Origin of the sequence: Rhizobium sp. 3T7 (assembly GCF_020166565.1) — a bacterium.
Classification (GTDB): Bacteria; Pseudomonadota; Alphaproteobacteria; order Rhizobiales; family Rhizobiaceae; genus Rhizobium.
The window spans coordinates 46,999-71,399 of record NZ_JAIQXS010000011.1 but is presented as its reverse complement, the minus strand read 5'-3'; the positions used below and the strand labels follow the sequence as shown (position 1 = coordinate 71,399).

The following is a 24,401-nucleotide window of genomic DNA, read 5'->3' as shown; positions in this document are numbered from 1 at the left end:
CTCAAATTCCGCGAATGCCCTGCAGGTTGGCTTGCATGGCGCGGATCACTTCCAAAGTAGTCTTCAGATCATTTTCGGGAATACCGGCGATAACCTGCGCCCGCACTTTTACGGCAATGTCATCGATTTCGCCCGCCACGACCTTGCCGGTCTCGGTGATGTAGATTTCCTTGGCACGGCGATCGGAGCCGGCCACGCGCCGCTGGACGAAACCCTGCCCTTCCATTGCATCGAGAATCCTGACGAGCGTTGGCGTCTCCAGCTCCAGCCGTTCGGCAAGTTCACGCTGGTTGATTCCGTCCTTTTTATTAAGCGTGAAGAAGACACGGGCGCGCGGCAACGTCATGTTGCGCTCCCGCACTATCTTGTCGAAGACGGCCCTTAGCTTACGATTGAAAGCGGCAAGGTCTTCGATAAGCTCACGCCCGAGAACGGGATTTCCCATATATTTCAGCCCTATTTTGTTAGCGCACTAATTATATCGTTACTATCTATATTGTTTTCCGATCTTTTTCAAGAGCCGGCGGCCTCTGTTTGGATGCAAGTCTCCCCCGACAGGCTTAGACTACCACGCAAGCCACGATGGAAGTGAGTCGTTTCTGGCCGTGTTCTGCAGGTGACACTTTCGGTATTTTTGCACTGACCGCAAGTACGACTGTGGAGAAGTCGAACAACGGGCAAAGCCTCCCCGTATCGACGACGGCACAGGAGCCTTCTCGCTTCCGCGCTTGATTTTGCCGCTTGCGCGCGCCACACCCGAAGCTGAAGAAGACAGAACGGATCAAGATGAACGACGTCGCTCGAAAGATTGCCGCCGTTGCTCCAGCGGAGCAGCACTACCGGGAAGCCCCCAACAATATCGAAGCCGAACAGGCGCTTCTCGGCGCGATCCTGATGAACAACGACGCCTATTATCGGGTGTCGGACTTCCTGAAACCGATCCATCTCTACGAACCGCTGCACCGCAAGATCTTCGAAGTCGCGGGCGACATCATCCGCATGGGCAAGATCGCCAATCCGGTGACAATCAAGACCTTCCTCAAGGCTGAGGAAAAGGTCGGCGACATGACGGTGTCCGAGTACCTCGCCCGACTCGCCCGGGAAGCCGTGACCATCATCAACGCCGAGGACTACGGCCGCGCGATCTATGATCTAGCGCTTCGCCGCGCGCTGATCACCATCGGTGAAGACGTCGTCAACATCGCTTACGACGCGCCGCTCGACATGCCGCCGCAGACACAGATCGAGGACACTGAGCGCCGTTTGTTCGAACTCGCCGAAAACGGCCGTTACGACGGTGGCTTTCAGTCATTCAATGACGCGGTAGCGCTGGCGATCGACATGGCGGCTGTCGCTAAGGAGCGAGATGGGGGGCTTTCCGGCATCTCCACCGGGATCCATTCGCTGGACGGCAAGATGGGCGGCCTGCAGCGCTCTGACTTGATCGTGCTCGCCGGTCGTCCGGGCATGGGCAAGACCTCGCTCGCGACCAACATCGCCTACAACATTGCCGCCGCCTACGAGGGCGAAGTGCAACCGGACGGTAGCATGAAGGCGAAACAAGGGGGCGTCGTCGGCTTCTACTCGCTCGAAATGTCGTCCGAACAGCTCGCCACGCGTATCATCTCCGAGCAGACAGAAGTCTCCTCCTCGAAGATCCGCCGCGGCGACATTAACGACGCCGACTTCGAAAAGCTGGTCGCCTGCTCGATGATGATGCAGAAGGTACCGCTCTACATCGACCAGACCGGTGGTATCTCGATCGCGCAGCTTTCGGCGCGCGCCCGCCGCCTGAAGCGCCAGCGCGGCCTCGACTGCCTGGTGGTCGACTACATCCAGCTGATGACCGGCTCGGGCAAGTCGGGCGAAAACCGCGTGCAGGAAATCACCCAGATCACGACCGGCCTGAAGGCGCTCGGCAAGGAACTGAACGTTCCCATCATCGCCCTCTCCCAGCTCTCGCGTCAGGTCGAAAGCCGAGACGACAAGCGCCCGCAGCTCTCCGACCTTCGTGAATCGGGCTCGATCGAGCAGGACGCCGACGTCGTGCTCTTCGTGTTCCGTGAGGAGTACTACGTCAAGAATCTCGAGCCTCGCGATCCTAACGATCCGAAGTATGCCGAATGGGAAGCGCTGTTCGACAAGGTAAAGGGCACGGCTGACGTTATCATCGCCAAGCAGCGCCATGGACCGACCGGCACGGTGAAGCTCGCCTTCCAGTCGGAATTCACGCGTTTCGCAGATCTCGCCGATCCCTCCTTCATCCAATACGAAGAGCACTGACGAGATCCTTCTCGTCAGTACGCTACCCGACCTACAAGCCGGCCGCTCGCAGAATGGCAACGGTTGCCACGCCAACGGCAACGCTTGCCAGCATCGGCAGCCGGCGCGCTGCGAGCGCTGTAACCAGGCAGGCAGCCGTCTCGGCCCAGCCTGTCGCAAAGGCGGTGGGCGCAATTACTGCCATTAGAACCGCCGGCGGTATCGCCTCGATGGCCGTTCGGGTCTGCTCGGTCATTTCGACATGGCGAATGAGAAGCAGGCCGCTCGTGCGGGTCAGCACCGTTGCAGCCGCCATGGCGAGAATCGCAAGAAGCGTTTGCATGTCCAGGGTCATGCCGTCACCGCCTTTGCCTTGCCTGTCCATAGTGCCGCGGCAAGCCCGGCGAGCGCACCGGCTGCGATGTACCAGACACCCGGTACGACCTGGTGAACCAGGACGGCGGCCAGAGCGCTCGCAGCCAATACCGAACCAGTCTCACGGCCTTTCCAGAACCCCATCGCCAGCACGACAAAGACTGCGGGAAAGGCGAAGTCGAGCCCGACGGCAGCGGGATCGCCTAGAAACGCGCCGAGAGAGGCGCCAATCAGCGTGGAGCCGACCCAGGCCAAATAGAATGGCATGGCGATGCCGGCGAACCATGAAGGTGTCAGCCGCGCCACGCCTGCGCGGAATTCCGCGATCGCCCATATCTCGTCAGCCAGGAACAGCATGGCCGCATATTTTCGCAAGCCAGAGAAGGCTTGCATCTTCGTGCCGAGGGACGCGCTCATCAGGACGTGGCGGATATTGACGAGCAGAGCGGCAAAGCCGACGCCCGCCCAGCTTGCCGGGTGCGTCCAGATATCCATGGCGACAAACTGTGAGCCACCGGCAAAGACGAGCGCGCTCATCAGGGTCGCTTCGACAGGAGACAAACCTTTCGCGGCCGAAACCGCACCGAAGACGAGACCAATTGGAATGACGGCGACGACGAGCGGCAGGATTGCCCGCGCTCCGGCCAAAAAATCACCGATCGATCGCCTTTGAGTGAGCATTGGAACCTCCAGAACTGCTAAAGTCGGAGGTGTTAAGCTGCTGCGCAGTGATCGTCTTGAACGAAAGTGATCAGCCCGCGCGATACTGTCCCGGCGTGACGCCGGTGCGTGCCTTGAAGTGGCGGGTGAAGTGCGCCTGGTCGGCGAAGCCGCACTGGATTGCCACATCGGCTGGCGCCTGTCCTGACCGCAATAGCTTGCGCGCCTCGCGCACGCGCTTGTCGGTCAGAAAGGCATGCGGGGTGATGTGGTACTCGCGGCGGAACGCCCGGATGAGATGCGCGCGGCTCAAGCCTGCGACCTTGGCCAATTCGTCAAGCCCGATATCGCTGTCGAAACTGTCGGTCAGATAGTCGCGAGCGCGGCCGACTGCGGTGCGCTCCTTGGTATCCACCGGCACGACGATCGTGCTGCCGTAGCGCTGGAAGATTGCCGCGAGCACGCGAAACATACCCTCTTCTGATTCCAGCGCTCCGGCACCGCTCTCCAGCACGCGATGGGCGGTATGGAAAGCGGCCGCCATCTCGGGATCATTGAGAAGCTCCTTCGGGAAGGACGGCGTGGCGTTGAAAGCGTTGCCGGTCACGTCTTCGAGAATATCGACGAAGAGCTTGGTATCGGGATAGATCATCCGGTAGCGATACCCCTCGCCGCCGGGAACGCCGTCATGCACGACGCCGGGGTCGATGAGATAGAGATCGCCCGCGCCGGTCTCCTCGCGAACACCCTTCATCGTTGCGATCTGCGTGCCACTTTCGATGGCGCCGATCGAGAAGGTGTCGTGGGCATGAGGCGCATACTCGTGCGTCAGGAAGCTCGCGCTCAGGCATTCCATGTTGCGGAATCGGCGGTCGCGCCAGAAACGCGCCCGCTCGACACCAGCAAGCGGCATCGCCTCCGCCGCCTCTTTCTGCGATACATTCTCCATCAAACCAGACTACTTCACGCGCGACCCTGCGTCTTGAACAAAAGTGATCGCAAGATCGATATCTCCTTGGCTTGCTTTCACTTTGCCTTATTGATCTCTAGACTACCACGCGACAAACGTTCTCCCTACTTTTGTGAAGCACAATGACTGATTTTGTTGATAGTTTCGAAGATGAAGACCCATTCGACTCTGCCGGCCTGCGCCTGACCGTCGACCTGACGGCACTGACGGAAAATTGGAAGGACATGGCGCGACGCTCCGGCAAGGCTCGGGCCGCGGCTGTCGTGAAGGCGGACGCCTACGGCACTGGCATCGAAGACGCTGGCGAAGCGCTCTTTATGGCCGGCGCGCGTGATTTCTTCGTCGCCACCGTCGATGAAGGCGTGACGCTGCGGCCCTACACGCCCGACGCTCGCATTTTCGTGCTCGCGGGCGTCTGGCCCGGCACAGAGCGACGGCTCTTCGAAAACGACCTCGTGCCGGTGATCTCGTCGGAAGAACAACTCGCCTTCTGGATGGCGGTGCTCGCCGAATACGGCGACTACCCCTGCGCCCTCAATGTCGATACGGGCTTCAACAGGCTGGGCCTGTCCATGGACGAGGCGATCGCGCTTGCCGACGACGTTTCGCGCCCGGTAAGTTTTGCGCCGGTGCTTGTCATGAGCCATCTCGCCTGCAGCGACGACCATTCCTCGGAGATGAACAAGCAACAGCTTGAATCGTTCCGGCGGGTTAGCGCAGCCTATGAAGGTATCGATACAAGCCTAGCGGCATCGGGTGGCATCTTCCTCGGCAGTGACTATCACTTCGATCTCACGCGCCCCGGCATCGCTGTCTATGGCGGCGAAGCCGTCAACGGCGTGGCGAACCCGATGCGGCCGGTCGTGACCGCCGAGGCGCGGATCATTCAGGTTCGTACGGCCAAGGCGGGCGATACCGTCGGCTACGGCCGCGCCATGCGATTGACCCGTGACAGCAGGCTCGCCGTGGTGTCGGCCGGATACGCCGATGGGTACCTGCGAAGCCAGTCGAGCGGCGGCGTGCCTCTGCGCCAGGTCGTGCCGCAGGGAGGCCAGGGTTTTCTGGCCGGGCGAAAGGTTCCGGTTGCCGGCCGCATCACCATGGATCTGACGATTTTCGATGTCACGGATCTTCCGGAAAATGCAGTGCTCGCAGGCGATTACGTCGAACTGTTCGGAAAGAACGTGCTCGTCGACGACGTCGCGAGGTCGGCGGGTACGATCGGCTACGAGATCTTGACCAGCATCGGCCTGCGGCACGAGCGACGCTACCTGTACGAGGAAAACTAAGGACCTACCGCGTCGTCAGGGCCAACCGCACGCCGAGCGCCACCAGCAGCGCGCCAAGGCCGCGATCGAGCCAGAGGCCGATGCTTCTCCTACGCTTGACGAGATCGGCAAGCCGTCCTCCCGCCAGGATGAGCGGAGGCTCGATGAAGGCTGCAACCGCAATGATGAATAAGCCATGGACCGCCAGCTGTAGCCAGGTCGGTCCGGCGCCCGCGACCACAAATTGCGGTAGGAAGGCGAGGAAGAAGATCGCGACCTTCGGGTTCAGCAGCGAAACGAGGATGCCCTGCCTGTAGACATGGCTCCCGGGCAGGGCGTCCTTCGCCGCCCTGACTAGGCCGCCCTCGGCTTTCGAGCGCAATGCCTGAATGCCGAGCCAGATGAGGTAGATCGCACCTGCCCACTTGACCACCGAAAAGGCCAGTGCGGAGGCGGCGAGAATCGCAGACAGACCGAATGCTGCCATCGCCACATGCAGGCAGGCGCCGGTCCAGATGCCGAACAGCGCGGCAAAACCGGTCCTCGTCCCGCTTTTGAGGGTGTGGCCGAGAATGAAAGCCATGTCGGGACCGGGCGACAGGTTGAGCAGGACCGCCGCGGTCAAGAACGCGATCCAGTGCGCGAGCGAATAGTCCAGCATCGTCGTGGCCTCCAAGACAGTGGAGAACAAGTGCCACCGTCGCCCCTGATAGGGAAATCATTAGTTTTGATCGGTGCCAGGAATGATTATTTGAGCAAGCAAACTGATTCGATGCGACGCCCTGGCGGCATCCAACCGAAAGCATGATTGATGGCGAAGGCCAGGACACAATTCATCTGCCAGAGCTGCGGTGCGGTCCATAACCGCTGGGCGGGCAAGTGCGATAGCTGCGGCGAGTGGAATACCATCGTCGAAGAAGACCCCATGGGCGGCATCGGCGGCGGACCGGCAAAGACGCCGAAAAAAGGCCGCCCAGTGGCACTGACGGCACTCTCTGGCGAGATCGAGGAAGCTCCGCGTATCCACACCGGCATTTCGGAACTCGACCGGGCACTCGGCGGCGGCTTCGTGCGCGGTTCGGCCGTGCTGATCGGTGGCGATCCTGGTATCGGCAAATCGACGCTGCTGATGCAGGGCGCGGCAGCGCTTTCGCGTCGCGGCCATCGGATCATCTACGTTTCGGGCGAAGAGGCGGTGGCCCAGGTAAGGCTGCGGGCGCAACGCCTGCAGGCAGCGGACACCGATGTCCTGCTGGCTGCCGAAACCAATGTCGAGGACATTCTGGCAACGGTGGCGGAAGGCAAGCGGCCCGATCTTGTGATCATCGATTCCATCCAGACGCTCTGGAGCGAACTGGCCGAATCCGCGCCTGGAACCGTGACGCAGGTGCGCACCGGCGTTCAGTCGATGATCCGCTTCGCCAAGCAGACCGGCGCGGCCATGGTTCTCGTCGGCCATGTCACCAAGGACGGCCAGATCGCCGGTCCGCGTGTCGTCGAGCACATGGTCGATGCGGTGCTCTATTTCGAAGGCGATCGCGGCCATCACTATCGCATCCTGCGCACCGTCAAGAACCGCTTCGGACCGACGGACGAGATCGGCGTCTTTGAAATGTCGGACAAGGGGCTGCGCGAGGTTGCCAATCCCTCCGAACTCTTCCTCGGCGAGCGTAACGAGAAATCGCCGGGAGCTGCCGTCTTCGCCGGCATGGAAGGCACCCGCCCCATCCTGGTCGAAGTGCAGGCGCTCGTTGCCCCGACGTCGCTCGGGACCCCTCGCCGCGCCGTGGTCGGCTGGGACTCCGCACGCCTGTCGATGATCCTTGCCGTACTCGAGGCTCATTGCGGCGTCCGGCTCGGCCAGCACGACGTCTATTTGAACATCGCAGGTGGCTACCGTATCTCCGAGCCAGCCGCCGATCTCGCCGTCGCCTCGGCCCTGGTTTCGTCGCTTGCCGGTATTGCCCTGCCGGCCAATTGTGTCTATTTCGGCGAAGTCAGCCTGTCGGGCGCCGTCCGGCCGGTTTCACATACGTCCCAGCGCCTCAAAGAAGCCGAGAAGCTGGGCTTTTCTGCCGCGTTGCTTCCCTCGGCGTCAGCCGACCTGCCGAAGGGTTCCGGCAGTCGCTGGAGCGAGATCGAGAGCCTGCCGGACCTGGTTGCACGTATTGCTGGGTCGAAAGGCGCACTGCGACGTGTGGAAGAAGAGGTTTGATCCTTTCATCACCAGCATCGGTGATGTTATAGGAAGCACGCAATGAGGCGCGACCAAGCCGTATATAAACGGCGGTCCTGGAGTTGAATTTATATGCCCATTACGATTTTCGACGGTATTGTCATCGGCGTCGTTCTTTTCTCCGCCGTACTTGCAATGGTGCGCGGCTTCTCCCGCGAAGTTCTTTCGATCGCAAGCTGGGGCGGCTCTGCGGTCGCCGCATACTATTTCTACCCCTATCTGGTCCCTTACGCGAAAAGGTACACGGATGACGACCGCATTGCGATCGTCGGCTCGGCCGCGGTGGTGTTCCTGATTGCGCTGATCGTGATCTCGTTCATCACCATGAAGATCGCGGACTTCATCATCGACAGCCGGATCGGCGCTCTCGACCGCACTTTGGGCTTTCTCTTCGGCGCGGCTAGGGGCATACTTCTTCTCGTCGTCGCCGTCGCTTTCTGGAACTGGCTCGTGGACGCGGATCACCGCCCGGCCTGGGTGAACAACGCCAAGTCGAAGCCGTTCCTGGACTCGATGGTCGTCAAGTTGCAGTCCGTACTGCCGGCCGAATTCGCGCAGATGGTGCGGGCGAGCGTGATGGACAAAATTCAGCCGCAGGGCGGCAATACTGAGAGCGGCAACGCGCCGGCATCCGATCAGGCGCCAGCCGAAGACGCAGCGCCCGCGCCTGCGAATGGTGCACAGCAGCCGTCGAATTGACGCAGTGTTCAACAGCTTGACCCGCCACCTGGCAATTGCCATTTGAGGGGAACGTGAATAAAGGTCCGGCCGGGCATCCGCTCTGCCGGGCCTCAGCCGTTTAAAACGCATGATAACGGCGTCATGCTATGGAAGCCGATCCATTCTTGTGAGAGCAAAGGCCCGCATCGATGAACCAGTCTCATTCCTTGACGCTCAATGATGAACTCGATGGAGACACGCTCCACGAAGAATGCGGCGTCTTCGGCATTCTTGGCCATGACGATGCGTCAACGTTGACGGCGCTCGGCCTTCACGCCCTCCAGCATCGCGGGCAGGAAGCGGCCGGTATCGTCTCCTTCGACGGGCTGCGCTTCCACTCCGAACGGCATATGGGCCTGGTCGGCGATCACTACACTGACCCGACTACCCTCGCCCGCCTGCCTGGCAACATCTCGATCGGTCACAATCGCTATTCGACGACCGGCGAAGTAGCGCTCCGCAACGTGCAGCCGCTCTTTGCGGAACTCGAAGTCGGCGGCATCGCCATTGCTCATAATGGTAACTTTACGAATGGCCTGACGCTCCGCCGCCAGCTGATTGCCGGTGGCGCTATCTGTCAGTCGACCTCGGATACGGAAGTCGTTCTCCACCTCATCGCCCGCTCGCGCTACAGCTCCACGGCCGACCGTTTCATCGACGCGATCCGCCAGATGGAAGGCGGCTATTCGATGCTCGCCATGACGCGCACGAAGCTGATCGCGGCGCGCGATCCCACCGGTATCCGTCCCCTCGTCATGGGCGAACTCGACGGCAAGCCGATCTTCTGCTCGGAGACCTGCGCGCTCGATATCATCGGCGCCAAGTTCGTCCGTGATGTCGAGAACGGCGAAGTCATCATCTGCGAAATCCAGCCGGACGGCTCGATCTCGATCGACGCCCGCAAGGCGGGCAACGGCCAGCCGGAGCGCCTCTGCCTGTTCGAATATGTCTACTTTGCCCGTCCGGACTCGGTCGTTGGTGGTCGCAGCGTCTATGTCGCGCGCAAGAACATGGGCGTCAACCTCGCAAAGGAAGCGCCTGTTGAGGCTGATGTCGTCGTTCCGGTACCGGATGGCGGCACGCCGGCAGCGCTCGGCTACGCTCAGGAAAGCGGTATTCCGTTCGAATACGGCATCATCCGCAACCACTATGTCGGCCGTACCTTCATCGAGCCGACGCAGCAGATCCGCGCCTTCGGCGTCAAGCTGAAGCACTCCGCCAACCGTGCGATGATCGAGGGCAAGCGCGTCGTGCTCGTCGACGATTCGGTTGTACGCGGCACCACCTCGCTGAAGATCGTGCAGATGATCCGCGATGCCGGCGCCAAGGAAGTGCATCTGCGCGTCGCAAGCCCGATGATTTACTATCCTGACTTCTACGGCATCGACACGCCGGATCGCGAGAAGCTGCTGGCCAACCAGTACGACGGCCTCGAGGCCATGTGCAAATATATCGGGGCGGACTCCCTGGAGTTCCTGTCGATCAACGGCCTTTATCGCGCCGTCGGCGGCGAGGACCGTAACGACGCCCGCCCGCAGTTTACCGACCACTACTTCACCGGCGACTATCCGACCCGCCTTCTCGACAAGGACGGCGAAACGATGGGCCGCAAGGTTTCCCTGCTCGCGACCAATGGCTGACAGCCATTGGCTTTGACATTTGACTAGGGGGCGCTTATTGCGCCCCTTAATTTTTCAGCGATGCAGGACCGGGCACAATGACTATCAACCTTGAAGGCAAGATCGCACTCGTCACCGGCGCATCCCGCGGCATCGGCTATTTCACGGCAATGGAACTGGCAAAGGCCGGTGCGCACGTAATTGCCTGCGCCCGCACGGTCGGCGGTCTCGAGGACCTCGATGATGCGATCAAGGCGGCTGGCGGGTCCGCGACACTGGTTCCTTTCGATCTTGCCGACATGAACGCCATCGATGCGCTCGGCGCCTCGATCTTCGAGCGCTGGGGCAAGCTCGACATCCTCGTCGCCAATGCGGGCGTGCTCGGCGTGATCTCGCCGATCGGGCATATCGAGGCGAAGACCTTCGAGAAGGTGATGAACATCAACGTGACCGCGACGTGGCGGCTGATCCGTTCGGTCGACCCGCTGCTGTCACGCTCGGATGCCGGCCGCGCCGTCATTCTCTCATCCGGTGCCGCTCACAAGTGTCGCCCGTTCTGGGGTCCCTACTCCGCCTCCAAGGCAGCTGTCGAAGCGCTGGCCCGCACCTGGGCAGGTGAAACGCAGCGCACGCCCCTTCGTATCACCAGCGTTGATCCAGGCGCAACCCGCACCGCCATGCGCGCGCAGGCCGTTCCGGGCGAAGATCCCGAGACGTTGCCGCATCCTTCCGAGGTCGCCAAGGCGATCCTGCCGCTGGTCGGTCCCGACGTGACCGAGACCGGCAAGCTCTTCATCGTTCGCGAGAACAAGCTCGTCGATTATCCTCTGCCGAACTGAGCGGCGCTCACTTGGCCGCGAGAGCTGGGAACAGGTCGGCGAAGCCTGTTTCCGACGGGCATAGCACGTTGAGATCCACCGGCCCCTGAATGCCGTCCAGCGTGCCGTTGTCGGCGAATTGCCAGATTGACCAGTCACGGCAATCGTTCTGCCGCGGCTCCTGCGCAATGCTGCGCAGCCATAGATAGTGATCGGGGAACCGTGCCTGGTTTCCTTTCAGGTACTGATCGAAGAATTGCTGGTTCAGATAGAAGATCGGTTTGCCGGGATAGGCACCATTCAGTTCGTCGAAGAATGCTTTGATTTCCGAGGTCAGTTCATCGAGCGTCGGTACTTTGCCACAGTTGCCGGTGAATTCGAGGTCGATCGCGATCGGCAACGTGTCCGTTTCGACAGGCGCTGTTTCGATGATGTTGCGCGCTTGCTCGCGGCCGGGACGGCAGAAGGTGAAGAAGTGATATGCGCCACGCACGATGCCGACCTCCTTCGCTGCCCTCCAATTTTCGGCAAAGCGCGTATCGCGGTGATCGCCGCCCTCGGTCGCCTTCATGATCACGAAGCGGACGTTCGGCTGCCGTGCCAAGGCTCGCCAATCTATGGCGCCCTGATGGTGGCTGATGTCGATGCCCTGGATGGGATAGTCCGCAAGCGTCGGAGGAGAAAACGGTGCCATGGCGCGATCGTATGCCAGATACGATGCGACCGCGACAGCCAGAATTACCACCGCGAGGACTATTCGATAGAGGGTTTTCACATCGGGGGTCTTTCGCTTTCCTTGGCGCTTGTAGCAGAATTTTGCGAGGTCGCGGCGGACGGCACCAGCCCAACCCCGGCTTACGCGCGGGCGTTCGTCGCCGCAATCGATTCGCTGGATCGATTGCTCCGGCTGGCGCCGGACCGCTTCTCACCCCCCCTTGACCAATCCCCGTTCCCGCGCCATAAAACCCGCCATGAAAACGGTTACCTGCATTATCTGCCGGAAGATTATTCGCTAGCGCGCTCGCTGGCCTGGCCGTTTTCGTCTCCCAAAGACCCAAGATGAGAAACGCCCCGGCCCGCCGGTGGAAGTATTTTTCGGATCATTGCATTTTGGGAGAGTAGATATGGCCGGCGCGCCAGACACTAAGAAGCCGGAACTGAAGCTTTACAACACGCTGTCGCGCGAAAAGACGGCCTTTGCGCCGATCGATCCGCTAAACGTCCGCATGTATGTCTGCGGCCCGACTGTCTATGACTACGCCCATATCGGCAACGCGCGTCCCGCTATCATCTTCGACGTGCTGTTTCGGCTGCTGAACCATGTCTATGGCGCCGAACACGTCACCTATGCGCGCAACATCACCGACGTCGACGACAAGATCAATGCACGGGCTCTGCGAGACCACCCCGGCTTGCCGCTGAATGAGGCGATCCGCTTGGTCACCGAAAGAACCGAGACGCAATACCTCGAAGACGCCAAGGCCCTTGGCTGCCTTGATCCGACGATCCAGCCGCGGGCGACCGACAACATCGCCCAGATGATCGAGATCATCGAGAAGCTGATTGCCAAGGGCCACGCCTATCAGGCGGAGGGCGAAGTGCTGTTCAACACGAAATCGATGGCAGATTACGGCGCGCTTTCCAGGCGCAACCTGGAGGAACAGCAGGCCGGCGCCCGCGTCGCGGTCGAGGCGCACAAGAAAAACCCGGGCGACTTCGTGCTGTGGAAGCTTTCGACCGAGAGCGAGCCCGGCTGGGATAGCCCCTGGGGGCGCGGTCGTCCGGGATGGCATATCGAGTGCTCGGCCATGAGCGAGCGCTACCTCGGCGAGGTCTTCGACATTCACGGCGGCGGTCTCGACCTGATCTTCCCCCACCATGAGAACGAGATCGCCCAGTCGCGTTGCGCCCATGGCACCAAGGTCATGGCGAACGTCTGGATGCACAACGGCTTCCTGCAGGTCGAGGGCCGAAAGATGTCGAAGTCGGAAGGCAATTTCGTCACTATCTACGAGTTGCTGCACACCGAGAAATTCGGCGGCCGGCAGTGGCCCGGCGAAGTACTGCGTCTTGCCATGCTGATGACCCACTACCGCGAGCCGATCGACTTTTCGGTCAAGCGGCTGGAGGAGGCCGAACGGGTGCTCGCCAAATGGCCGGCAGCAGATGCTGCGGGCGCGCAGCCCGACGCCGCTGTCCTCAGCGCCTTGGCCGACGACCTCAACACGGTGGCAGCCATCCAGGCGTTGCATGCGCTTGCCCAGTCCGGCGATCACGCGACATTCGCCGCCAGCGCGGCTTTGCTCGGCGTTCTGCCTGAGAAGGCCGAGATCGACGAAGCGGTCGCCATCGAAATCGACCGGCGCGTGAAGGCGCGGCTCGAATTGCTCAAGGCGAAGAACTTCGCCGAGGCAGACAAGATCCGCGACACGCTGCTTGCCGAAGGCATCCAGCTCAAGGACGGCAAGGATCCGGCCACCGGCGAACGAGTGACCAAGTGGGAGGTGAAGAGATGAGCACCCATACCGGCGGCTGCCAGTGCGGGGCGATCCGCTTCCGCGTTCGCGGAGTGTTGAAGGATTCGTCCATCTGTCATTGCCGCATGTGTCAGAAGGCGTTCGGTGCCTATTACGCACCGCTGGTCTCCGTACGCGGGGCCGAGTTCGAATGGACGCGCGGTGAGCGCAAGCGCTTTCGTTCGTCCAACATGGTCGAGCGCGGCTTCTGCGCCGATTGCGGGACGCCGCTGACCTATGAGGCGCCGGATGGAATGGCGGTCGCAGCAGGCGCCTTCGACGATCCTTCCGCCCTTCCGCCAGTCATCCAGTTTGGCACCGAGGGAAAGATCGGCTTCGTTGACCACCTACATGAGCTGCCTGCGCGCGAGACCGACGAGGATGCCGAGGCGGCCCCCTTCGTGCTCGACATCGTCTCCTACCAGCATCCGGACCACGACACCGCAACGTGGCCTGAGGAGAGAAACCCGTGACACCAGCTACGGCTCTGAGCGGAGGTTGCCAATGCGGCGCGGTTCGCTACCGGGCCGTTGGCGAACTCGGCTATCCGCACCTTTGCCACTGCCGCATGTGCCAGAAAGCGGCCGGGAACTACTTCATGCCGCTGGCGGCCGCAAAGCGAACGGATTTTGCCCTGACGCGCGGCGAGCCAAAGTGGTTTCACTCGTCCGATATTGTCCGCCGCGGCTTTTGCGCCGACTGCGGGACACCGCTTTTCTATGATGTGCCGGGTGCGGACTTCATCAACATCGTGCTCGGTTCATTGGACGATCCCGATAGCGTCAAGCCGGTGATGCAATCGAACACCGGACGCAAGATGAGCTGGTTTCACGAACTCGATGCCCTGCCCGTCGAGCCCGAACCGGAAATGCGCGAGCGTGAGAACGCGATTGCCGCGAGCAATCACCAGCACCCCGACCATGACACAGCCCATTGGCCAACCGGAGCATCAGCATGAGACAACCCATTCGAACCGGCGGATGCCAGTGCGGCGCGGTTAGATTCCGCATCAGCGGCAAGCTTGGCCGCCCTTCGATCTGCCATTGCCGCATGTGCCAGAAGCAGTTCGGCAGCTTTTTCTCCGCCCTCGTCACCGCGCCTGACGAAGGCATGGAGTGGACGCGCGGCGAGCCGAGCTATTTCCAGTCTTCCGTCAACATCGAGCGTGGCTTCTGCAAGAACTGCGGCACTCCGATGACGTACCGCCACCCCGGCGGATTGGAGTTGGCGATCGGCACCTTCGACGATCGCAGCGATCTGGCACCACAAATCCAGGTCAATTACGACGCACGCATTCCGTGGGTAGAGACGATCTTCGACCAGCCTGTTCACACGGACCCCGATTTCTATGCGCGGCAGGAGGCGATCATCTCCTTCCAGCATCCCGATCACGATACTGCAACCTGGCCAGCCGAAGGCGTCAAAATATGACTGAAGTGCTCCGCACCCTTTATCCCGAAATCGAACCCTATGCGTCGGGCCACCTCGACGTCGGCGACGGTCACAAGATCTATTGGGAGCGTTCGGGCACACCGGGTGCAAAGCCAGCGGTGTTCCTGCACGGCGGTCCCGGCGGCGGCTTTTCGCCGAGCCACCGCCGCCTGTTCGATCCCGCACTCTACGATGTGCTGCTGTTCGACCAGCGTGGCTGCGGCAAATCCACGCCGCACGCAGACCTCAATGCCAACACGACCTGGCACCTCGTCGCCGACATCGAACGGCTGCGCGAGATGGCAGGCATCGAGAAATGGCAGGTGTTCGGTGGCTCATGGGGTTCGACGCTGGCGCTCGCCTATGCCGAGAAGCACCCGGAGCGCGTTTCCGAGCTGGTCGTGCGCGGTATCTATACGCTCACCAGAGCCGAGCTCGACTGGTATTATCAGTTCGGCGTGTCGGAGATGTTCCCCGACAAATGGGAGCGCTTCATCGCGCCGATCCCACCGGAAGAACGCCATGAGATGATGCTGGCCTACAATCGCCGACTGACCGGGTCGGACCGGGCCGTTGCCCTTCAAGCGGCCCAAGCCTGGAGCATCTGGGAAGGCGAAACGATCACGCTGTTGCCGGAAAAGTCGACCAGCGGCAAGTTCGAGGAGGCCGACTTCGCCTATGCCTTCGCCCGCATCGAGAACCACTTCTTCGTCAATGCCGGCTGGATGGACGAAGGCCAGCTGCTGCATGATGCCCATAAGCTGAAGGACATTCCCGGCGTCATCGTGCATGGCCGCTACGACATGCCCTGCCCGGCAAAGTATGCCTGGCTGCTGCACGAGGCATGGCCAACGGCGGAGTTCCATCTGATCGAAGGCGCGGGGCATGCGTTTTCGGAGCCCGGCATCCTCGACAAGCTGATCCGCGCCACAGACAAGTTCGCCGGAAAGCAATAACGAGCCCACAAGGCCGACAGGACCACCATCATGACACGCGAAAAGATCTACCTCTTCGACACGACGCTCCGCGACGGGCAGCAGACGCCCGGCATCGACTTCTCCGTCGAGGACAAGATTGCGATCGCGACCATGCTTGATGAGTTCGGCCTTGATTATGTCGAAGGCGGCTATCCCGGCGCCAATCCGACGGATACTGCCTTTTTCGCCGAGAAGCGCACGACACAAGCTCGCTTCGTCGCCTTCGGGATGACGAAGCGAGCCGGTGTTTCGGCCTCGAACGACCCGGGCCTGGCAAGCCTGCTGCAGGCCAAGAGTGACGCGATCTGTTTTGTCGCCAAGAGCTGGGACTACCATGTGAAGGTGGCGCTCGGTTGCACGAATGAGGAAAACCTCGAAAGCATTGCTGAGAGCGTCAAGGCTGCCGTCGCCGCCGGCAAGGAGGCATTGGTCGACTGCGAACATTTCTTCGACGGTTACAAGGCAAACCCCGCCTATGCTATCGCCTGCGCCAAGACCGCCTATGAATCCGGCGCACGCTGGGTCGTGCTCTGCGATACGAATGGTGGTACGCAGCCGCCGGAAATCCGGACCATCGTCCACGCAGTTATTGCGGCGGGCGTTCCCGGTCACTGTCTTGGCATCCACGCACACAACGACACCGGTCAGGCGGTCGCCAATTCGCTTGCGGCCGTGGAAGCGGGTGTGCGACAGATTCAGGGCACGCTGAACGGCATCGGCGAGCGCTGCGGCAATGCCAACCTCGTGACCCTAATCCCGACGCTGGCGCTGAAGGAAGCGTATTCATCCCGGTTCGAAACCTCGATCGACGCCGAGCGATTGTTGAATCTCACACGACTGTCGCACGCTTTCGACGAGCTGTTGAACCGCTCGCCCGATCATCAGATGCCTTATGTCGGCGCGTCTGCCTTTGCGACAAAGGCTGGCATTCATGCTTCGGCTTTGCTCAAGGATCCGCGCACTTATGAGCATGTGACGCCTGAAAGCGTCGGCAATTTCCGCAAGGTCATGGTCTCCGACCAAGGGGGCAAGGCGAACTTCATTAACGCACTGAAGCGGCGCGGCATCGAGGTCGGCAAGGACGATCCGAAGCTCGACCGCCTGATCGCGCTCGTCAAGGAGCGTGAGGCATCGGGCTATGCCTATGAGGGCGCCGATGCGAGCTTCGAGCTGCTTGCTCGGCGGACCCTCGGAACCATCCCGGAATTTTTCTCGATCGAGGGGTTCCGCGTGATGGTCGAGCGCCGCTTCGATTCCCACGGGCGCGTTAAGATCGTCTCGGAAGCGGTGGTGAAAGTCGTTATCGACGGGCAGACGATCATGTCGGTGGCAGAAGGCGACGGTCCGGTCAATGCGCTCGACCTCGCACTGCGCAAGGACTTCGGCAAATACCAGCACGAGATCGACGATCTGGTGCTGGCCGACTTCAAGGTCCGTATCCTCAACGGCGGTACCGAGGCGATCACCCGCGTTCTCATCGAATCTACCGATAGTGACGGTGTTCGCTGGTGGACGGTCGGCGTGTCTGAGAACATCATCGATGCGTCGTTCCAGGCGCTGATGGACTCGGTGATCTACAAGCTGATGAAGAACCGACAACTAGCCGGCAAGATCGCCGCCGAGTAGGCGTCAGGCACCGAAGACGAGGCCCCAATCCGCCTCCGAATACCACTCCTTGCCCTGTCGCGCGGTCTTCCAGCGCAGGGCGCGGACCTGTTCCACACCGCCCTTGTAGAAGGCGGCCTCCAGCCGCCGGTAACTATCGAACCCACCCTTTACGGCTTCCGCCCAGACAAACGCGACGGGCCCAAGATATTCGGCAGCGTAACCAAGGTCTTCGCGGCGGAACAGGAAGAAGCCAGCGTAAGAACCAAGACCGGTCGGCCCCGCCGCATCGACATCAGGGACGCCCAGCGGCAGGATCAGCCGGCCGCCGACACTCAACCGCTCCACCCAGGCTTCGGCTGGAAAGTGGATGGCAAAGTTCACATAGACGGCATCTGTCGGCTCGCGCGGCCATTCGACCCCATTGCCATGGACAACGCGAACATTCGGATAGTCGCGGAGATTTTCTTCTGCCCGCATCGCCAGTTCGCCATCAAATTCGACGGCGGTGACATGACCGCCGCTGCCCACAAGCAGGGACATGATTGCCGTGTAGTAGCCGCTGCCGGCGCCAACATGACAGACGACATCCCCCTGGCGGAGCGCCAACTTGTGGATTCCCCGGGCGTGAAGGCTCGGGCTGCCGTTGTTGATATGCCGTTCATGCTGAAGCGCAAACAGCACGTCCTGATAGACGACTGAGGGATCTCCCGACGCATCGACATAGCCTCCCCATCCCGCCATCTTCCATGGCGGCGGCCCTAGGAACCGCTCGCGCGGTACCGCTGCAAAGGCCTGTAGCAGCGCGTCGTCGTCTTGCACGCCTTCCTTCGCAAGTACCCGGGAGGCAAATGCTCTGCGGCAGTTCGCAAGAGCTTCTTCGTCCATGGTCTTCACCGTCGCGATGGGCCAGCATCTATTCACCGAAATGAATTGGCCTATTCACGTCCGTTACGTTAAGCGGATCCATAACAAGAACAAATATGGAAACACTCGATGTCCGCCAATGCAAGCGCTCCGATCGTCAAGAACGAAGACAGTCCACGTGGCTTCGCCTTTGCACTGACGGCGTATCTTCTGTGGGGTTTCCTTCCGATCTACATGAAGGCCGTCGCTCATATTTCGCCGGCGGAGGTCATCGCTCATCGCATCCTCTGGTCCTTGCCCTTGGCGGGTCTAGTGCTCATCGTCCTCGGCCGAACGCAAGATATCCGCACGGCCTTGCGGTCGCCGCGGATGCTGGCCATGGCGGCGCTCACTGCTGCGCTGATCACCGTCAATTGGGGCACCTATGTCTGGGCGATCGGCAGTGGCCACGCGATCGATGCGGCGCTCGGCTATTTCATCAACCCGCTGTTCAGCATCTTCCTCGGCGCGGTCGTGCTGAAGGAGCAGCTGCGCCCGGCGCAAATCGCAGCTATTGCGTTGGCTGGCCTTGCGGTCATCGTGCTGGCGCTTGATAGCGGCGGCATTCCCTGGATAGCGCTGACGCTGACGATTTCCTGGGGTCTCTATGCGCTGTTTCGCAAGACGTTGCCGCTGGGCCCGAACCAGGGTTTCTTCCTCGAGGTTCTGATCCTCAGCGTCCCGGCCCTGTTCTACGTTCTCTATCTGGAGCTCGGCAGCGGTGAAGGACACTTCTATCGCACCGGCTGGGCCGATACCGCCCTGCTGCTCGGCTGCGGCATCGTCACCGCCGTACCGCTGATGATCTATGCCAATGGCGCCAAGCTGTTGCGCCTTTCGACCATCGGCATCATGCAGTACATCGCGCCGACGATGATCTTCCTCATCGCGATCTTCGTGTTCCACGAACCGCTCGGCACCGCGCGCATGATCGCCTTCCCACTGATCTGGGCGGGCTTGTTCGTCTACAGCTGGGCGATGCTCAAGGGGAGCCGGGAGCGCTAGCAGGATGCCGCGTCAGTTCAGACTTCAGCCCATCGGGCCTAAAGTCATCCTGATCTAGGGACGGCGTTACATCTTCGAGATCACCGCATCCTCGCCCTCGCGGTCCAGCGATGCGATTTCGGCCGCCTGTGCCATGATGCCGGGGATGATTTCGGATATGTCGTCTATAACGAGCGGCTGGACGCGATGGGCCGTGTGGACGAAACCTTCGTCTGTCATGTGGCGCATGAGCTCCATCATCGGATCCCAGAAGCCGCCGACATTGGCAAACACCATCGGCTTCTCGTGACGGCCGAGCTGCGCCCAGGTCATGATCTCGACGATTTCCTCCAGCGTGCCGATGCCGCCCGGCAGCGCGACGAAGGCATCGGAGCGCTCGAACATGGCATGTTTGCGCGTATGCATATCAGGCGTTACAATCAACTCATTGAGCTGGCCGAGGGAATGGCGCGTTGCCTCCATGTCGATCAGGAACTCGGGGATGATGCCGGTTACCTGACCACCGTTCGAAAGCACGCCGCTCGCCACAGCCCCCATTATGCCCTTGGTGCCTCCACCATAGACGAGGCGCAGGCCATACTCGGCGATTTCCTTACCCAGCGCACGGCCGGCTGCCATATGGCGGGGATCGCTGCCCGGTCGCGAGCCGCAGTAAACACAGATGGAGCGAATGGAATGAGATTGATCTGTCATACGGGCAAACAACTATTCTCTCTGGCTCCAGTCAAGAAAAATGACGGAAAACCTGCGTCTTACATTTGCCCGGCTACTTTGACTGCTTGTGCAAAGCAGCGGGAATCGCTAGCAATTTTAGGAAGTCCGGCAAGATTGCCGCCTGGGGAGACGTGATGATGAGAAACCGTGCCGGCTTGCTGGCCCTTGCAGTGCTTGTAGTCGCAATTCTTTTGATGGTCTTTTTCGTCATGCCCCGCATCGGCGGAGACGCCGCCAAAGTTGGTGACGCAATAAACCAGGCCGGCTCCGAAGTGAAGAAGACGGTCACCGAATCTGCCAAGACTTCACGCCCGTCAGCCCCCGACGATGCCGAAACAACCCAGAAAGTCGGTCGCCTTGCTTCGGAGGCAGGCCAGTCCATTTCGGAACTTAAGGCGCTCTTTGCAGACGGCAATGACCCGACCCAGGAAGTTTTCGAAGCGGCCAAGTCGAAGGCGACGACCTCTTTGCAGACCCTCGCCGATCTTGCAATCCCGGAAGGCACGAACCCGGTGACGGCGGCGGCCGCCACCAAGATCAAGGATGGCGCAGCCAAGGCACTGACCATCATCAAGGCACTGCCGGAAAACACCGCCAACGCGGCAGCCGCGATCGCGAAAGCCGAAGCAGCGCTGACCGCCTCGCCTGAGCTAACAGCACCCGCCAGCCAGCCTCCATCCGCGGCGTCCCCTGCCGAAAACGCCAACAACCTCCCGACCTTCGACGTGCTGCGCGTAGAGCCGGATGGCTCGACGGTTATCGCCGGCTCGGCCGAACCGAACAGCAAGCTTGAAATCATGGACGGGGACAAAGTCGTGACCACGACGGACGTCGGTCCGACCGGCGATTTTGTCGCGGTGCTCGACAATCCGCTTTCCGCCGGCGATCACCAGCTCGTCCTGCGAGCCACCGGCAAGGATGGCAAGGCGTCGACATCGGAAGAGGTTGCAACCGTATCCGTCCCCAAGGATGGCAAGAGCTCCGAGTTGCTGGCGATGGTTTCCAAGCCCGGCACCGCAAGCAGAATCATCACGGCACCCAAGCCGGATGCTGAGGTAGCCTCCACTGCGCCGTCGGGCCAGCCTGCAACTAACGCCAGCCAAGCGCCTGGCTCGACGGATATGGCGAGCGCGCCCGCAGCCGCTGGTGCGCAGCCTGGCCCCGCAACGGCTGCAGACGTTGTGGTCAGCGCTGTCGAGATCGAAGGCGACAAGATCTTTGTTGCAGGCACGGCGAAGCCCTTGGCGAACGTCGTCGCCTATGCCGATGACAAGCTGATCGGCAAGACGAAAGCGGGTCCCGACGGTCATTTCGTTGTCGACGGCGTGATGCCGCTCGCAATTGGCGATCACAAGATTCGCGTCGACGTTCTCGATGACGCCGACAAGGTCGCCGTTCGCGCCTTTGTGAACTTCAACCGCCCGGAAGGAAATCAGGTAACGGTTGCCGCGCAGGGCGCGATCCCTCAGGCCGGAAGCCCGACAGCGATGGTGCCGCTTGACGAGGGTGCGCTCGGAAAGCTGAAGAATGATGCCGCCAAGGCCTTCTCTCTTCTTAGTGGGCTCTTTGCCGATGGCAAGGTGCCAGGAGCAGAACAGCTCGCCGCAGCCCGCTCCGCCAACGAGTTTGCCCTCCGCGCCATCGTGGACTTTCGCACCGCAGCCGATGCCGCAGCCGACGTCAAGCAGCAGGCTTCGACGGCAGCAGAAGCCGCAGCGGGTGCCCTGAAGACGCTGCAGGCGTTGCCCACGGATGCGACGTCCGTCGGCGATGCGCTCGGCAAGCTCGGCGGCGATATAGCCCATCTGACGGGTTCTGCCACTGCGCCGGCCGCGCCGAATGCACTCGCAACCAACGAGATCGCAGGAGCTCAAGGCGGGCCAACGACAATCGAGCAGGCACCGCTCGCTCCGAGTAACGAGACGGTCATCATCCGCCGCGGCGATACACTCTGGCAGATATCGCGGCGCATCTACGGCGCGGGCGTGCGCTATACGACGATCTATGTCGCCAACGAGGACAAGATCACAAACCCGGACCGCATCTTGCCGGGCCAGATTTTCGGTCTTCCCAAGGATGCCCTGCCGAACGCGGAAGAGCTTCATCGCAAGCGGCTTTCGGGCGAGCACCTCTAAGGCGATCATGCCCTAATCGAGCGGCTGGACGGAGATCATGTCCGGCCGCTCTTTTCCTGCAGCGTCCATTTGTTGTATTGCTCCCGCCAACCCCTATATGGCGGTGACGACGATCATGTCCGGCGAGGCCTTTTTGGCATTTCCGCCGCTCCCAAATTTGTCGGCATCGCAGCGCCCTATCGGCGGGAGATTCGCATGGCAAATGACAAAACAGTCTCTGATTCCAACCTCCTGCGGACACTGTTCAATCTCTGGCCCTACATGTGGCCGACCGGTCGGACGGATCTCAAGATGCGAGTGGTCTGGGCGTCGGTCTATCTCCTTGTTTCCAAGTTCGTGCTGCTGCTCGTCCCCTACTTCTTCAAGTGGTCGACGGATGCGCTGAACGGGAAGATGGACCTGGCCGGCAAGGTGCCGGACCTGCTGATCGGCGCGACGGCACTGGTCATCGCCTACAACCTCACTCGCCTGCTCCAACTCGGTCTGAACCAGTTGCGCGACGCGCTATTCGCCAGCGTCGGGCAGCACGCGGTTCGGCAATTGGCCTACAAGACCTTCGTGCACATGCATGAATTGTCATTGCGCTTTCACCTCGAGAGAAAGACCGGCGGGCTCTCGCGTGTTATCGAGCGCGGCACAAAGGGAATCGAAACCATAGTCCGATTCACGATTCTCAACTCCGTACCGACGCTGATCGAATTCTTGCTGACGGCCATCGTCTTCTGGTGGGGCTATGGGTTTTCCTACCTCGCCGTCACCGCATTCACTGTCTGGGCCTATATCTGGTTCACGATCCGCGCCAGCGACTGGCGCATCGCCATCCGTCGCACGATGAACGACAGCGATACTGACGCCAATACAAAGGCGATCGATTCTCTCCTCAACTTCGAGACGGTGAAGTATTTCGGCAACGAGGAGATGGAGGCCCGGCGCTTCGACAGGTCGATGGAACGCTACGAAAAGGCGGCCACCGATGTCTGGACCTCGCTCGGCTGGCTCAACTTCGGTCAGGGGGTGATTTTCGGACTCGGCACGACGGTGATGCTCATCCTGTCGGCGCTCGCAGTCCAGCGCGGCGAGCAGACGGTCGGCGACTTCGTATTCGTTAACGCCATGCTGCTGCAGCTTTCCGTTCCCTTGAACTTTATCGGTTTCGTCTACCGCGAAATCCGCCAGGGCTTGACGGATATCGAGCAGATGTTCGATCTCCTCGAAGTCAAGGCTGAAGTGATGGATGCGCCCGATGCCGCCCCTCTGGACATCAATCAGGGCGCCATCTCCTTCAAGGACGTGCATTTTTCCTACGACCCTGCCCGTCCGATCCTCAAAGGCATTTCCTTCGAGGTGCCGGCTGGGAAGACCGTTGCCGTCGTTGGGCCATCGGGCGCCGGAAAATCGACATTGTCGCGTCTGCTTTACCGTTTCTACGATATCCAGAGCGGTTCGGTCTCGGTTGACGGCCAGGATATCAGGACGGTGACCCAAAAGAGCTTGCGATCGGCAATCGGCATGGTTCCGCAAGACACCGTCCTTTTCAACGATACGGTTGCCTACAACATCCGCTACGGGCGTCCATCGGCCACTGATGCAGACGTAAAGGCTGCGGCCGAGATCGCTCAGATCGCGCACTTCATCGATTTGCTGCCGGAGGGCTTTGATACCAAGGTCGGCGAGCGGGGCCTGAAGCTCTCGGGCGGCGAGAAGCAGCGCGTCGCGATCGCGCGGACGATCCTGAAGGCGCCACCGATTCTGATCCTTGACGAAGCCACGTCCGCTCTCGACACGACCACCGAGCGGGACATCCAGACCGCGCTCGATGTCGTATCCAAGAACCGCACGACGCTCGTCATTGCCCACCGCCTGTCTACGGTCATCAGCGCGGACGAAATCATCGTTCTGAAAAGCGGCGAGATCGCTGAACGCGGCACGCACGCCGCGCTTCTGCAAAAGAACGGCCTCTATGCCTCGATGTGGAACCGCCAGCGCGAAGCCACGCAGGCCGAAGAGCTTCTGAAGCAGGTCCGCGAGAGCGACGACATGGGCGTCGTGAACAGGCTTGCGCCCGCGAGCTAGCCTGGGTGAACGGCAATCCGGCCGCTTTACTATTCAGAAGCCTGTCACAGATGTGGGTCAAGGAGCCGCAGGATTGCCCCGGCGGCGGTTTCCCTGTAACCAGCGGTGAGA

Annotated in this window: 23 protein-coding genes; 15 read left to right on the top strand and 8 right to left on the bottom strand. The window is 61.1% G+C overall.

What is annotated here, in order from left to right; translation table 11 throughout:
• Nucleotide 1: 1 nt before the first annotated feature.
• Nucleotides 2-445 carry a MarR family winged helix-turn-helix transcriptional regulator gene (locus tag K9B32_RS17040; protein ID WP_007800909.1) on the bottom strand — a complete coding sequence of 148 codons (444 nt, stop codon included), beginning with the start codon at nucleotides 443-445 and terminating at the stop codon, nucleotides 2-4.
• A 341-nt stretch (nucleotides 446-786) separates the two neighbouring features.
• On the opposite strand from K9B32_RS17040, the gene K9B32_RS17035 reads away from it, so the two are divergent.
• Complete coding sequence (locus K9B32_RS17035; RefSeq protein WP_007800907.1) at nucleotides 787-2,283, top strand: replicative DNA helicase; 1,497 nt, start codon at nucleotides 787-789, stop codon at nucleotides 2,281-2,283.
• Between the two features lie 31 nt (nucleotides 2,284-2,314).
• On the opposite strand, the gene K9B32_RS17030 is transcribed toward K9B32_RS17035, so the two are convergent.
• The 3 genes from K9B32_RS17030 to K9B32_RS17020 all read right to left on the bottom strand — a co-directional run bounded on the left by K9B32_RS17030 (nucleotide 2,315) and on the right by K9B32_RS17020 (nucleotide 4,210).
• Nucleotides 2,315-2,617 carry an AzlD family protein gene (locus K9B32_RS17030; RefSeq protein ID WP_224564191.1) on the bottom strand — a complete coding sequence of 101 codons (303 nt, stop codon included), beginning with the start codon at nucleotides 2,615-2,617 and terminating at the stop codon, nucleotides 2,315-2,317.
• A complete protein-coding gene (locus tag K9B32_RS17025) occupies nucleotides 2,614-3,318 on the bottom strand; it encodes an AzlC family ABC transporter permease (protein WP_224564189.1) in 705 nt (234 codons plus the stop codon). Before K9B32_RS17025 ends, K9B32_RS17030 begins: the two co-directional genes overlap by 4 nt.
• A 70-nt stretch (nucleotides 3,319-3,388) precedes the next feature.
• Complete coding sequence (locus tag K9B32_RS17020) at nucleotides 3,389-4,210, bottom strand: AraC family transcriptional regulator (RefSeq protein ID WP_224564375.1); 822 nt, start codon at nucleotides 4,208-4,210, stop codon at nucleotides 3,389-3,391.
• 179 nt (nucleotides 4,211-4,389) lie between these two features.
• Here K9B32_RS17020 and alr point away from each other — a divergent pair, with 179 nt between their 5' ends.
• Nucleotides 4,390-5,556 (top strand): alanine racemase, encoded by a 1,167-nt coding sequence (gene alr / locus K9B32_RS17015; RefSeq protein WP_224564187.1) that lies wholly within the window; start codon nucleotides 4,390-4,392, stop codon nucleotides 5,554-5,556.
• Nucleotides 5,557-5,560: 4 nt separating this feature from the next.
• On the opposite strand, the gene K9B32_RS17010 is transcribed toward alr, so the two are convergent.
• Nucleotides 5,561-6,196 (bottom strand): LysE family translocator, encoded by a 636-nt coding sequence (locus K9B32_RS17010; RefSeq protein ID WP_224564185.1) that lies wholly within the window; start codon nucleotides 6,194-6,196, stop codon nucleotides 5,561-5,563.
• Between the two features lie 150 nt (nucleotides 6,197-6,346).
• On the opposite strand from K9B32_RS17010, the gene radA reads away from it, so the two are divergent.
• From radA to K9B32_RS16990, 4 genes are all read left to right on the top strand, one after another.
• Nucleotides 6,347-7,750 (top strand): DNA repair protein RadA, encoded by a 1,404-nt coding sequence (gene radA, locus K9B32_RS17005; protein ID WP_007800895.1) that lies wholly within the window; start codon nucleotides 6,347-6,349, stop codon nucleotides 7,748-7,750.
• A 93-nt stretch (nucleotides 7,751-7,843) separates the two neighbouring features.
• Entirely contained in the window at nucleotides 7,844-8,470 is a 627-nt protein-coding gene (locus K9B32_RS17000; RefSeq protein ID WP_224564183.1) for a CvpA family protein, read from the top strand.
• 170 nt (nucleotides 8,471-8,640) lie between these two features.
• Nucleotides 8,641-10,131: an amidophosphoribosyltransferase gene (gene purF, locus K9B32_RS16995; protein WP_224564181.1), complete on the top strand. Its 1,491-nt coding sequence runs from the start codon at nucleotides 8,641-8,643 to the stop codon at nucleotides 10,129-10,131.
• A gap of 77 nt (nucleotides 10,132-10,208) precedes the next feature.
• Nucleotides 10,209-10,949, top strand: a complete 741-nt coding sequence (locus K9B32_RS16990; RefSeq protein ID WP_224564178.1) for an SDR family NAD(P)-dependent oxidoreductase — start codon at nucleotides 10,209-10,211, stop codon at nucleotides 10,947-10,949.
• A 7-nt stretch (nucleotides 10,950-10,956) separates the two neighbouring features.
• On the opposite strand, the gene K9B32_RS16985 is transcribed toward K9B32_RS16990, so the two are convergent.
• Nucleotides 10,957-11,703: a GH25 family lysozyme gene (locus K9B32_RS16985; RefSeq protein ID WP_411969715.1), complete on the bottom strand. Its 747-nt coding sequence runs from the start codon at nucleotides 11,701-11,703 to the stop codon at nucleotides 10,957-10,959.
• Between the two features lie 349 nt (nucleotides 11,704-12,052).
• Between K9B32_RS16985 and cysS the strand changes: the two genes are divergently transcribed.
• From cysS to cimA, 6 genes are read left to right on the top strand one after another with little or no spacing between them, the layout of a single operon-like run.
• On the top strand, nucleotides 12,053-13,444 hold the full coding sequence (gene cysS, locus K9B32_RS16980; RefSeq protein WP_224564172.1) for a cysteine--tRNA ligase: 1,392 nt from the start codon (nucleotides 12,053-12,055) through the stop codon (nucleotides 13,442-13,444).
• Nucleotides 13,441-13,917 carry a GFA family protein gene (locus tag K9B32_RS16975; protein WP_224564169.1) on the top strand — a complete coding sequence of 159 codons (477 nt, stop codon included), beginning with the start codon at nucleotides 13,441-13,443 and terminating at the stop codon, nucleotides 13,915-13,917. Before cysS ends, K9B32_RS16975 begins: the two co-directional genes overlap by 4 nt.
• Nucleotides 13,914-14,402 (top strand): GFA family protein, encoded by a 489-nt coding sequence (locus tag K9B32_RS16970; protein WP_224564166.1) that lies wholly within the window; start codon nucleotides 13,914-13,916, stop codon nucleotides 14,400-14,402. The genes K9B32_RS16975 and K9B32_RS16970 overlap by 4 nt, the downstream gene beginning before the upstream one ends.
• The gene (locus tag K9B32_RS16965; RefSeq protein WP_224564163.1) at nucleotides 14,399-14,875 is read left to right on the top strand and encodes a GFA family protein; all 477 of its coding nucleotides are present in this window, start codon (nucleotides 14,399-14,401) and stop codon (nucleotides 14,873-14,875) included. The genes K9B32_RS16970 and K9B32_RS16965 overlap by 4 nt, the downstream gene beginning before the upstream one ends.
• A complete protein-coding gene (gene pip, locus K9B32_RS16960; protein WP_224564161.1) occupies nucleotides 14,872-15,831 on the top strand; it encodes a prolyl aminopeptidase in 960 nt (319 codons plus the stop codon). The genes K9B32_RS16965 and pip overlap by 4 nt, the downstream gene beginning before the upstream one ends.
• Nucleotides 15,832-15,861: 30 nt before the next feature.
• Entirely contained in the window at nucleotides 15,862-17,478 is a 1,617-nt protein-coding gene (gene cimA, locus K9B32_RS16955; RefSeq protein WP_224564159.1) for a citramalate synthase, read from the top strand.
• A 3-nt stretch (nucleotides 17,479-17,481) separates the two neighbouring features.
• Here cimA and K9B32_RS16950 read toward each other — a convergent pair whose 3' ends face one another.
• On the bottom strand, nucleotides 17,482-18,345 hold the full coding sequence (locus K9B32_RS16950; protein WP_224564157.1) for a protein-L-isoaspartate O-methyltransferase family protein: 864 nt from the start codon (nucleotides 18,343-18,345) through the stop codon (nucleotides 17,482-17,484).
• Between the two features lie 108 nt (nucleotides 18,346-18,453).
• Here K9B32_RS16950 and rarD point away from each other — a divergent pair, with 108 nt between their 5' ends.
• Nucleotides 18,454-19,368 carry an EamA family transporter RarD gene (gene rarD / locus K9B32_RS16945; protein ID WP_224564155.1) on the top strand — a complete coding sequence of 305 codons (915 nt, stop codon included), beginning with the start codon at nucleotides 18,454-18,456 and terminating at the stop codon, nucleotides 19,366-19,368.
• 66 nt (nucleotides 19,369-19,434) lie between these two features.
• Here the strand turns inward: rarD and K9B32_RS16940 are convergent, their stop codons facing one another.
• The gene (locus K9B32_RS16940) at nucleotides 19,435-20,061 is read right to left on the bottom strand and encodes a TIGR00730 family Rossman fold protein (RefSeq protein WP_224564153.1); all 627 of its coding nucleotides are present in this window, start codon (nucleotides 20,059-20,061) and stop codon (nucleotides 19,435-19,437) included.
• Nucleotides 20,062-20,216: 155 nt separating this feature from the next.
• On the opposite strand from K9B32_RS16940, the gene K9B32_RS16935 reads away from it, so the two are divergent.
• Together K9B32_RS16935 and K9B32_RS16930 are read left to right on the top strand one after the other, a co-directional pair.
• Nucleotides 20,217-22,217 carry an Ig-like domain-containing protein gene (locus K9B32_RS16935; RefSeq protein WP_224564151.1) on the top strand — a complete coding sequence of 667 codons (2,001 nt, stop codon included), beginning with the start codon at nucleotides 20,217-20,219 and terminating at the stop codon, nucleotides 22,215-22,217.
• Nucleotides 22,218-22,412: 195 nt separating this feature from the next.
• Nucleotides 22,413-24,290 (top strand): ABCB family ABC transporter ATP-binding protein/permease, encoded by a 1,878-nt coding sequence (locus K9B32_RS16930; RefSeq protein ID WP_224564150.1) that lies wholly within the window; start codon nucleotides 22,413-22,415, stop codon nucleotides 24,288-24,290.
• Nucleotides 24,291-24,401: the final 111 nt, after the last annotated feature.